Here is an 11,769-nt window from a genome sequence, read left to right as displayed (position 1 = left end):
ATCTTTATAGAGAATATTGCAATAATCTATAGAAATAAAGCCTTTGTTTTACATTATTAACAGTTGATTTTCAACGTTAAAAAAATTCTAAACTGTTCCTTTTAATTGGGTTAAACTCTTTCTATTTGTAAATTTGTTAAAAACAAAAAATAAACTATGAGCTATTTAAACTTAAATAAAGAAAAAACAACTGAAACTGCTAAAGAGCTAAATATTTTATTGGCAGATTACCATTTGTACTATCAAAAACTACGTAATTTTCATTGGAACATCGTTGGTAAAAACTTTTTTGATTTACACGAGAAGTTTGAAGAAATGTATGACGATGCTAAACTGAAAGTAGATGAAATCGCAGAGCGAATTTTAACCCTACGTTTTCAGCCGGTGAGTAATTATACAGATTACCTTGAGATGTCAAACCTTAAAGAATCTCCTTCACGAACTGAAGATTCAAAAATGGTAAAGATTCTTCTTGAAGATCACGGAAAAATTTTAACGCAAATGCGTAAAGTAATTGAAAAAGCAGATAAAGCAGAAGATGAAGGTACCATTGATATGATTGGTGCTTATATCGCTGATGTAGAAAAAATTAGTTGGATGCTTGATGCTTGGTCTATGAAGTCTAGCGACACACATCCTGAGGCTTAATTATAACAACATATAAGTAGAAAAGAGACCGTTATAAAACGGTCTCTTTTTTTTGTTAAAAATCAAATCCTAAACCAAAGACAATACGAGAGCCTTCAATAGAATTGAATATACTTGCAGAACCGCTTAAACCGCCACTACCATTAATCCATAAACCACCTCCATAGGAATTATGCCACTTTTCTGAATTGAAGTTTGGCGTCCAAACACGGCCTAAATCTGCACCTCCGTACAACCCAATTTGAATAGGAATTAAACCTAGGTTAAATTCATCAAAACTATATCGCACATCAGCACTACCTACCAAAGCAGATTTTCCGCTAAAACGTTCTTCTCGATATCCTCGCAGCCCGGTTTTTCCTCCGGCGTGAACAGCTTGGTAAAATTCAAATTGGTTACCAAAATTAAATTTTGCTTGAATATTAGTTTTTAAAACCCATTTTTTATTTGAAGTCAAACTATTATAAAACCCCAGTCGTGTATGTAAAAACCCAAATACTCGTTTTGTGTTTTTTACATTTCCGGTGACACCGGTATTAAGGTCAAACATCATACCTATTGTAGGGTTGCGAGGGTCGTCATAACTTCTGTAGTTATAAATACCTTCAATTGTTGAAAAGTAATCAAACTCTCCTTGTTGCGTTTCTCTATTGATGTTTAAAGGACCCGGAATAGTGCTGTTGACGCTAATAGCTTCAAATTTACCTTGAAGTTTAAAAAAGCTACCAAAATTTGAGTTGCGAAGCAAACCTGCTTTTGCCATAAGCGTTTGTACTTCTACTCTACTGTAATTGTCACCTAATGTATCTTCTAAGTTTTCAGACTCATTTCCGTAACCAAAATAATTGATAACATAACCCGAACTTGTAAATCGGGCTCCTAAACTTAAATTTAAGTTATTTCTAATGTTGGCTATTTCACCATCATAAACAAATTCAAAACTTTGTGTATCAAAAAAGTAAGCACCATTTAAACTATGTCTTCTAGAAAATGGGTTTTGTTGAAAACTATTTACTTGATAAACATACTGTAAACCAGTTCTGAAACCATCATCGGGGTTGTACCCTATTGCAGCAGCATAGCCATGTTGGTATTCAATTTTTTTACGATAATCATATGAGTTTAATGAATACACATTTGTTAAACGTAAGTTACCTCCATTTTTAACCTCAACGGTATTTTCTTTGTCTTCGTGATCATACACTTTTACTCGTTTTCCATTAATCAATCTATACGTATCATTACCATGCCCACCAATTATTCTGACAAACATTGGGTTGTTTCCGTCTCCAGTTACTTCAAAAATATCATCATCATCTAGACCATAGATCCATAATTGTTTGGTTTCTGAAGTTGAAAAAGTTCTATCAGCAACTAGCATTCCTCTATCATCTGAAGGAAAATTGTATGTTTTTACATTGGTTCTTCCGTCAGATAATCTTGTAATTTGAAAAAAATCTTTTTTGTTTGTTCCTTCAACTGTTTGTAAACTGGCTAAGTATGAATAATATCGTTCTGAGATTTCTACAAGATTATCTCGTCTTCCTTTTAAAGCCGTTTTAATATCTTCTAGGGATTGATTTGTAACTGATTGTGGTATTTTTGAAAAAGCTTCATCGATTAACGAATCTGAAATTGCGGTTTGCAAAAATTCTGCTGTGTTTAACCAATCTTGTTTTCCGGAGCGTTTTAAGAGTGCTCGGTCTAGAATGATACCTTCTTTATTAAACCATTGTAAATCTCTTAAAGTTTCGTTGTACACCTGCCTTTGATATGAAGAACCAAATAAAGATCTAGCAAAATCAAAAATATTGCCTTCAAAGCTAGCAAAGGCATCATCTCTGTTTTTAGGAATAGGTACATATACATTTACACTATCTCTATTGTAATATTCTGCCCAGCGCCAATGGCCCGGCTCTCTATCCCAATCACCTACAAGCATATCAAACAGTCTGGCGCGTATGTAATTTTGTTCATCAATTGAAACCTCTCTACCATCCCTAAGTTTAATTAAAATATCGTCTGCTGTTTCTATATCATCTGGATATTCAAAAAGGGGTTCATCTTTTCCGCTTTCTGCGGGTTCAATTGTCACTAGATAAAGTGCATTTCCGTAGTTTTCATTATACACTTCCAGCCTTTTTTGCTTCGGAATATAAAAAAGTTCTGTTTGGTTATGAAAAACTCGAGCTGCAGTAGCCAATGTAGGTAATACCAACGGTACATAAGGGTGCGTTGCAGTGTAAAAGTCTTCATTAAAAGCGCTTTTTGGTGTTATTTTGGTTTCTTCATTATCAATTTCAGAAGATTCAGAATTTTCTTCAATTAATATTTTACGCGAAAATTCCAAAGCATTTTTTTTCATTGCTCGCATACGGTAAGTATTGCCCTTATTATCTTCTAGTATAAGAGCATTGTATTCATCATCACCCGTTTCTCTCACTACCTTTAATCCTCCATATAATGTATCTAGCGATGCTACCTTTGCATCAACTGGCTGGGTATAAGCATCTTTATATTTTGAACCCCAAACGGTTTTAAAAAATAATGCTTCATTAATACTATCTTGCTTGTAAATAGCAACTCGTTCTGTATCTGGATAGTTTTTAGGCAGTACCGAAGCCGGATATGTTTTATTGGGTGGTAAAACTTCTTTTTCATACAGTAATTTGGGAGCTTTGTTTTGAGTACCTCCATAAAAACGAACATAAGAAGAACCGTCTTCAAAAACATCAAAAATCGCAAACCCTTGCCCTCCATAACTAAAAAGACCATTTTGACCTAGTGCTGCATATGAAGACTTTGCCCCCGAACCTGATAAAATTTGAATTAGACCATCCTCTTCTACGTATTGCAATGTATGTTCGTGACCAGATGCAAAAACTACTCTTCCGTGTTTTTTGGCTAGTTCGGCTAACCGATTCATAAGTTTATTTGACAACTCATTGTATCTATCTTGTACTGAAACACCTCCTTGAGAGCGAATTTGAACAACTAGCGAAGAAAGAATAGGAACGGGAAACTTACTTTGTGTAGGAAATAAGTGTTTTTGAATTGCAAAATACCCACCGTGTGTTCCATTGGTAAACATAGGGTGGTGCATAGCAAAAACAATGGTTTTATTTTTGTCTTTTTCAAGTTCGTTTGCAATTTCAATAAAAAACTTTTCCCTTGTTTTAATTTCACAGCCTTTGTTAATATTTGGGTCTGAGTTCCAATCTTCAAGATACCATTGTGTATCTATCATAATCAACTCTATATCCTCTGAAATAGATACCGTTTTTAAAGGACACCCATTTGAAGGTTCAAAAGCAGAAGGTCCCAAATGCTCTTCAACATATTCTTCTTCTCTTTTAACACCGTAAATTCCATCAAAATACCACTCATGATTACCCGGAATAAAATATGACTGACCTTTAAACTCTTGTAAAGCATCTAGCTGCGCATTCATATAATGCTCACTGTTTTTACGCTCGGGATGGCCTTTGGGCGGCATACCGTCATCATAAATATTGTCACCTAAAAAAATGGCAAAATCTTCTGTACTAGTAGGATTTTCTTTTAAATAGTTTTTAAAAATAGTCAAACCATCACTCATTCCTCCGGGAGGTGACAATCCTGCATCTCCTACTAGGTAAAATGTTCGTGCTATTTTTTTATTTGTAGGAAATGAATAGTTTTCATCAGGATTTCTATATTGAGGTTCATACGTGGCACAGGCTTGTAAAACTGAAACTACAATAAGAAATATAAGAGGTTTTTTAAACTGCATAAACACTTACTATCATTCTCTATTTACATTGAAAAAGCTATTCTAAACGAAAGCTGAACACCTTCATCTGCAGTAAATACATTGAGGGTTCCGCTTACAATATCTGCTGCATTAATCCATAGACCTCCACCGTAACTGTTGTGCCAAGTATCTGAAGTATCATTTGGCACCCATACTCTACCTACGTCATAACCACCAAAAACACCTACTTGTACCGGTGTCAAAGCAGTTCTAAAACTATTAAAGCTGTATCGCAAGTCTGCTCCTCCAGCTAAAGCACTACGTCCTGTGAAACGATCTCTTCTATAACCGCGAAGACCATAATCTCTACCTAATTGTGCTCCTTGATAAAACTCAAAGTTATTACCAATGTTGAAATGTCCAAAAGCTTTGGTATTTAAAACCAGCTTTTTGTCCTTTGTTATCGCATTATAAAATTGTAATTGAGGAATTACATATCCAAACACTCGATCGCTATCATCTATATTTTGTGTGGCACCGGTTGTCACACTTGCGTGCATACCGCGACCTGGATTTGCCTTATTATCAAAGCTCTCATATATATACGTTCCTTCGGCTGAAGCAAAATATTTTGTTTCATCAAGCTCTAATGGTGTTACTTCTGAAATAAACCGCCCATCGGTATCTTCTACTTTAAATCCTTCAAGTTTTGCCTTAAATTCAAAAGTGCTTCCGTAGCGACCGTCTTTTTTAACGCCAATTGCACCACCATATGCACCAATTCTAACTCGGTTATAATCTCTTCCTAAATCATCATCAAAGTTTTCAGTTTCATTTCCGAAGCCAAAATAATTTTCAGCAAAGTTTGGGTTGCGGTAACGCCCTTCTAGCAAAAAGTTCCAGTTTCCAAATATATTGGCAAACTCTCCAGAGTAGTTAATATCAAAACTTTGAGTAGCAAAATAGTAACCTGCTCTAATGGTGTGTTTTTGCTTAAACGGATTTTGCTGAAAGCCTTGAACAGTAAATGTATCTGACAGACCAATTAAAAATCCATCGTCTGGGTTATAACCAAAGGTTGGTAAAATTAAATTGGTGGTTTTGTTTTCTTTAATATAATTATACGTATTAAAGTCATAGTTATTTGTGATTCTAAACGCCGCTCCACCTTTATTTTTTATGGTATTCTTTTTACTTTTTTGATCATACACTTTTATACGACTTCCGTTTTGAATATCATAAGTATCATTATTTTGACCACCTATAAGGCGAATAAAAATAGGACGACTACCTTTACCTTTTACTTCAAAAACATCGTCATCATCTAGTCCATAAATCCAAAGTTCTTTGGTATCATTTTTTGAGTAGGTTCTATCAATTAATAAATCACCTTTATCACCATCTTTAATTCTAAACGCTTTTACATTGGTCTCGCCATCTGGTAGGCGTGTAATTTCAAACAAATCATCTTTATCTGTTCCTGTGAATATTTGTAAATTGGAGAAGTAATCATAGTATTCTGAAGCTATTCTTACTATATTATCACGTCTACCTTTTAGGTTTTTAATTATTTCTTCTGAAGTAGCATCTTGCACTTCTTTTGGTAAATCTTTAAAAGCCTCTTCAATTACTTCATCTGTAACATTTTGTTCAATGTACTTGGCTTGTGCCATCCATTCTTCTCTTCCGTAGTTTTCGGCTAAGGCGCGGTCTAATTTTATCCCTGCGCTGTTAAACCACTTGGTGTGTTTAAGCTCAGGACCATAAACCTGAAATTGACGACTGGTACTGAATAACGTTCGTACCGCATCTAATAAACCTCCATCAAAGTTTGCAAATACTTGATCGCGATCTCTTGGGATAGGAGTATAAATTTTATTCCCATCTTCATCTTCTTGAAGGGCAAAACGCCATTGATCATTATGACGATCCCAATCACCAATCAACATATCAAAAACACGGGCGCGTATGTAAGCTTTTTGGTTTATTTTATTTTCTTCATCATCTCGAATTTCTTCCAAAACATCATCTGTACTTATAATATCTTCAGCATAGTCAAAAATTGCACCGTCATATTCTTCATCGGGTCGTTCTACAATCATATACAATTCATCACCGTATCTATCATTAAATTTTCCCAATGCTTTTTGTTTGGGTACATAAAAGAGTTTTGGGTTGGTGTGAAATACTTTTGCTGCGTCTGCAAGTTTTGGAATGGCAAACGCTCCGTAGGGATGAGCTGCAGTATAAAAATCTAATATTAAATCTTCTGGAATGGTGTTTTTAAAATCATCCTCTATAACTTCATTTTTTAAGATTACCGTTTGTAAAAATTGTACAGCACTTTTTTTAAGAGCTCTCATATTATAATCGTGGCCTTCTTTATCAACCAATCGCAATGAAACTGTCTGGTGCCCTCCTCCTGCTCGTTCTACGGTTAAACCGCCGTACAACGTATCTAAATCTACAGTTGGGGCAAGTACTTCTTTTCCATAAACTTTACGATAGTGATCCCCCCAAACGGTTTTAAAGAAACTACTTCGGTTTACCAAGCTATCATTGTAAACTGCTGCTTTTACATGTTTTGGAAATTTTTTTGGTAGTTGTGAGGTGTCATATTCTTTTTCAGGTTGTATTATTTCTTTTTCAAAAAGCCGGGTAGCCGTTCCATTTTCTTCGGCTTTAAAAAATGTTACCGAAGTTGATCTGTCTTTATAAATTGTTACTTTACTAAAACCTTGACCTCCATATGCAAAGGCTCCATTATTACCCAATGCAGCCGCGGTTGCATCACCACCCGAACCTACAATAACTTGTTTTGCATTTCTACCATCAATATACTGCAGTGATTTTTCATGACCGGAAACTAATACTAGGTTTTGGTGATCTTTTACAAGTACCTCAATTCTTTCCATCAAATCATTATAAGATTCATTATATCTATCTTGCGTAGATATAGCTCCTTGACTTCTTACTTGAGTAATTAACGAGGCTACACCAGGAACAGGTAGTAAATGGTTTTTAGCAGGATATTTTCCGCCGTATTGGCCATTGGTATACAAAGGATGATACATTGCCAAAATAATTGTTCGCTGTTTTGCTTTTTTAAGTTCACCTTCTAATTCAACCAAAAATTTTGCTCTATTTTTCACTTGGCATTTGTCATTCATTTTTGGATGCTTATCCCAATTTTCAATGTACCATTGAGTGTCAATCATTATTAAATGAACATCTTCTGTTATTTCAACTTCTTCTAGCGGACAACCATTATTTGGCTCTAAAACTGAATCTGAGTTTAATGCTTCTTTTAGTAAATCTTCTTCTAGCTCTAATCCATCTACTCCAGACTTCCAGTCTAAATTACCAGGTAATACATTTACTGTTCCTTCAAAACCTTTAATGGCTTCAAGTTGTTTTTTAATTACCTCTTTAGCTTTGTTTAAGGCAGGCTCATCATCTTCAGGCATTCCTTTTGGGTAAAAACTATTTCCTAAGAATAATAAATTGGCATCTTCGGTGTTTTTATCTGCTATGTAATTCTGAAATGATTTTAACGCTAGGTTTTTTTCCGTTTCACCTATATAACCTGCATTTCCTATCAAATAGAATGTGCGCTCAACTTCTTTATTATTTGATGTTGATGTATTGTTTTGATAGTTTGAAGCGTACTGAGGTTGGTAGGTAGCACAAGAGATGAGCAATAATCCTAGTGTAAAAGTTATAAAGATGTTAATTTTTTTCATAAGCAAATTAAAGCGTACTAATTTTTATTAATTTGGATTTTTAAAACAGAAATTTTATGAGCGATATTATTGAAGCTGCCGATACTTTTGTACTAGAACTTTTTAAAGAAAAATTACCAAGTACTTTTGTGTATCACAACTATTCGCACACAAAACGTGTTTATAAAAGTATAAACGAAATTATTGAAGAATCCCAAATTTCTGTTAAAGATGCTACCGTGCTTAAATTGGCTGCTTTACTACACGATACAGGATATATTAAAAAGCGAGAAGGCCACGAAGAGGAAAGTGTAAAAATTGCTCGAGATTTTTTAGAATCTAAAGATGTAGAAAAGGAAATTATTGATGGTGTTGAAAAATGCATCTTAGCTACAAAGTTTAAAGACACAACCCCAAAAGATTACCTAGAGGAAATTATGCGTGATGCAGATTCTTCGCACTTTGGGAAAGACTATTTTGAAGAGGCAAGCGAGTTTTTAAGACAAGAATACATTGCTCAAAACATTAAAAACTTCACTCCCAAAGAATGGAGAGATGAAAATATAAAAATGTTGATTGACAGGCATAAGTTTTACACTCCATACGCCTTAAAAAACTGGCAAAATACCAAACAAGAAAACCTAGCAAACTTAATTCAGAAGAATAAAAAGTTTAAGAATAAAATTCAGAAAGAAGAATACAAAGCTCAACTAAAAGCTAAGTATAAAGATAAAAGCGTTGATAGAGGTATTCAAACCTTTTACCGTACAGCGCTAAGAAACCACATTAAATTAAGTGATATTGCAGATACCAAAGCCAATATTTTGCTGTCTGTTAATGCTATTATTATTTCGTTGGTATTATCAAACTTACTTTCAAAACTAGATAATCCATCAAATGATTATTTAATCATACCTACCGCTATATTTGTGATATTTAGCGCAGTAACTATGATACTTTCGGTAATTGCAACAAGGCCAAATGTTACCAGAGGTGAATTTTCAAAAGAAGACGTTGACAATAAGAGTGTAAACTTAGCTTTCTTCGGAAACTTTCACCGTATGGAACTTTCAGAATTTGAATGGGCCATGGATGAATTATTAAAAGACAGGGATTATGTGTATTCTTCTCTTACAAAAGATTTATACTTTTTAGGTAAAGTACTGGATAGAAAGTATCGTATTTTACGATGGACTTACACCATTTTTGTAACCGGAACTATCATATCTATACTTGCATTTGCCCTTTCTTTTTACCTAGGAGGCTCAAGAATGGCTTAATTATTAATTTCAGATATTAAGTCGTTGTAGGTGTAATATTTCTTTTTATTGTCCTTGTTTTTTGAGTACAATACACTTACTCGTATAGCTTTTAAACCAGTAACGCCCTGAAGGTCTTCTAGTTCAACAATCTCAACATCTGTATCCAGTTGTTTTTTATGTTGAAGAAATGAAATGTACTTTAAATACTCTTTTTCATCATCTTTTTGTGAATAGATAATCACAATTTTACCTTCTTGAGTTACACGCTCGTTTGTACCTTGAATGTTTGCTTTATCTACACGTTTTTTCACAACTTCATATCGTGCATTGTACGTTCCATCTACGTCAAAACGCTTTTCATCCATTCTAAATCTAAGCGAGAGCGACCCATTAAATGCCAAAATCATGGATGTTACATTTAAAGGAACCGGTAATTGTTCTTTCAGCTTATAATAGCTGTTTTCCATCTCACACATTACCTGCAATTGCCACAATCTTAAGTTGTATAAATAAACTTTGTTAAAGCTTTTATCTTTTGTAATAGCCTCGCCTATATAAAGATTATGCTCTACACCATCTGTTTTAAAGCGCTCAAAATAATGCGGATACATTCGTTGTGCATCAACCTGTTTTTTATCAATTAAAGATGCCATTCTTTTATTGATAAGCTCTACAGACTCATCATAGTCTTTTCTGTGTTTGTAAATTAAGCCAGTAGCAACATTTATTTGCGCTTCATATTCTTCAATGATAGGCTCTATGGTTTCAGTTTTTTGTTTTAAATGTTTAAAAAGCGGGACTATTTCTGTTTTTAAAAACTTTAAAACCAATCGTTCACTATCAACTTGTAATCCTTCTTTAAGCTCTTTTAAGTAATTTGTTATTCTGAATTCTAAGTGCTCATAAATAGGCAGTTGTTGAAGTTTATTAACTTTTTTAATGATGTTTAATATCAACTTAAGCTGAAGTATTAAATCTTTGATTGTTGCATTGTTACGCGCTTCAGAAGAACCTTTTACATCTATTTGCCCATACAAAGGATGAACATCTTCAAAGATTACTTCTCTAAAAAATGTAGGTTTATCTTGAGATATTAAACTTAAATAGCGTTTTGCCTCTTTTCTGAATTTCCAATGAACACTGGGATGTAATGAGGTACATTCATCTTGTATTATAAGCTCAAGTTTATTGTCAATTTGTTTTTTACCTCTAATAACAGAATCTACCAAAAACGGCATTATGGTATTCAGTTTATTGGCGTTAATAGAGTTTAAACTATTAATACTTTCTGAAACAATTTCTAAAATACCAAGTACTTTACCTTCTTCATTAACTATCGAAGCCAAAATGGCACTTTTTATACCTTGATCTAGTAATTTTTTATATAATATATTGTCAGGATATAACTTTCGATATTTAGGCACATTTGAAACACTATAAAATTCCTTTTTCTTAAAAAGGGTGTAATAAGAGGCATCGCAAAGCGCTATTTTACAGTTTTCTTTTTCCTTTTCATTTAATAAATAACTGCTTATATCTTTAAAAATGAATCTTTCAAAAACTTGATCTTCTTCATTAAATTCTGAAAAACCAATTTTTAAGTCTTGTGTTTGAAAAATCGATTTAAAAATAGTGTCAAAGTTATTGGTTGACAGGCCACTTTCAGGATTGTTTTGTAACAACCTTGATTTAAAATCTGAAATAGAGGAGTCTAAAGTTACATCAAACAAATTGGCTATTACAAAACCTTTAAAAATCCAGCTGCCGGGAGGAAATTTTTCTTTCCAAAGGTCTATATTATCAAAACCGTCAAGTAATTCTTCAACGTCCTCTTGAGTAATATCTTTTGCCTTTTCAGTTTTAATTAAATCTACAAAATCTCCGTTATATAAAATTCTATACGTATGATTTACTCCATTTGCATCTGGTATGTTGTAATGTAATGGTTGCTTAAAGTCTACATTAAAACCATAATGAACATTTAAAATAATGCTACAACTCATAATGTAGGTGTAGTCATGATCAAAATTTGCCAATTGAGGTATGTATTCTTCACCGGCTTCTGCCAAGATATTTTTATACCGCTGCGATGATTTAAATACAAACTCTTGAAAAGGGATGGTGGCAATCTTTATTTCATTTTCTTGTAATAAGGAAGAAAAAAGCTCATCAAGTACAATATCAATTTGTTGGTCGTAAGTTTCAAATTCGGCTTTGGTAGTAATACCATCTTCTAGAGCCGGATATTTTTCTGCGATTTCAAGTATCCCTTCTGCTCGCTCTCGTATTAATTTTTGAGGCGAGTCTAGCAGCTTTCTGTATTTATCAAAAAGCTTACTGAAGCTCACTTTAACTTGAAGTGGAAATTCGCTGTTTTGTGGTTTCATTTTCAATTGATTACCTC

The 11,769-nt window shown here is 33.7% G+C and carries 5 protein-coding genes; 2 read left to right on the top strand and 3 right to left on the bottom strand.

Annotation, left to right across the window (positions count from 1 at the left end):
* Positions 1 to 156 precede the first annotated feature (156 nt).
* A complete protein-coding gene (locus tag INR76_RS09800; RefSeq protein ID WP_223107736.1) occupies positions 157 to 648 on the top strand; it encodes a Dps family protein in 492 nt (163 codons plus the stop codon).
* Between the two features lie 55 nt (positions 649 to 703).
* Here the strand turns inward: INR76_RS09800 and INR76_RS09795 are convergent, their stop codons facing one another.
* Both INR76_RS09795 and INR76_RS09790 read right to left on the bottom strand, forming a co-directional pair.
* The gene (locus INR76_RS09795) at positions 704 to 4,420 is read right to left on the bottom strand and encodes a metallophosphoesterase (protein WP_223107735.1); all 3,717 of its coding nucleotides are present in this window, start codon (positions 4,418 to 4,420) and stop codon (positions 704 to 706) included.
* Between the two features lie 23 nt (positions 4,421 to 4,443).
* Complete coding sequence (locus tag INR76_RS09790) at positions 4,444 to 8,124, bottom strand: phosphoesterase (RefSeq protein ID WP_223107734.1); 3,681 nt, start codon at positions 8,122 to 8,124, stop codon at positions 4,444 to 4,446.
* Between the two features lie 56 nt (positions 8,125 to 8,180).
* On the opposite strand from INR76_RS09790, the gene INR76_RS09785 reads away from it, so the two are divergent.
* Complete coding sequence (locus INR76_RS09785) at positions 8,181 to 9,383, top strand: Pycsar system effector family protein (RefSeq protein ID WP_223107733.1); 1,203 nt, start codon at positions 8,181 to 8,183, stop codon at positions 9,381 to 9,383.
* On the opposite strand, the gene INR76_RS09780 is transcribed toward INR76_RS09785, so the two are convergent.
* Positions 9,380 to 11,752 carry a GAF domain-containing protein gene (locus INR76_RS09780; RefSeq protein ID WP_223107732.1) on the bottom strand — a complete coding sequence of 791 codons (2,373 nt, stop codon included), beginning with the start codon at positions 11,750 to 11,752 and terminating at the stop codon, positions 9,380 to 9,382. The two genes, INR76_RS09785 and INR76_RS09780, sit on opposite strands and share 4 nt — an antisense overlap.
* Positions 11,753 to 11,769: the final 17 nt, after the last annotated feature.

It is taken from the genome of Marixanthomonas sp. SCSIO 43207, assembly GCF_019904255.1.
Classification (GTDB): Bacteria; Bacteroidota; Bacteroidia; order Flavobacteriales; family Flavobacteriaceae; genus Marixanthomonas.
Note: the sequence above shows the minus strand (reverse complement) of the source record. Positions and strands in the feature narration are given on the sequence as shown.

What these genes read in the sequence shown, in the direction of transcription:
- INR76_RS09785 (WP_223107733.1), top strand. Translation starts at nt 8,181, where the DNA reads ATGAGCGATATTATTGAAGCTGCCGATACTTTTGTACTAGAACTTTTT.
- INR76_RS09790 (WP_223107734.1), bottom strand. Translation starts at nt 8,124, where the DNA reads ATGAAAAAAATTAACATCTTTATAACTTTTACACTAGGATTATTGCTC.
- INR76_RS09800 (WP_223107736.1), top strand. Translation starts at nt 157, where the DNA reads ATGAGCTATTTAAACTTAAATAAAGAAAAAACAACTGAAACTGCTAAA.
- INR76_RS09795 (WP_223107735.1), bottom strand. Translation starts at nt 4,420, where the DNA reads ATGCAGTTTAAAAAACCTCTTATATTTCTTATTGTAGTTTCAGTTTTA.
- INR76_RS09780 (WP_223107732.1), bottom strand. Translation starts at nt 11,752, where the DNA reads ATGAAACCACAAAACAGCGAATTTCCACTTCAAGTTAAAGTGAGCTTC.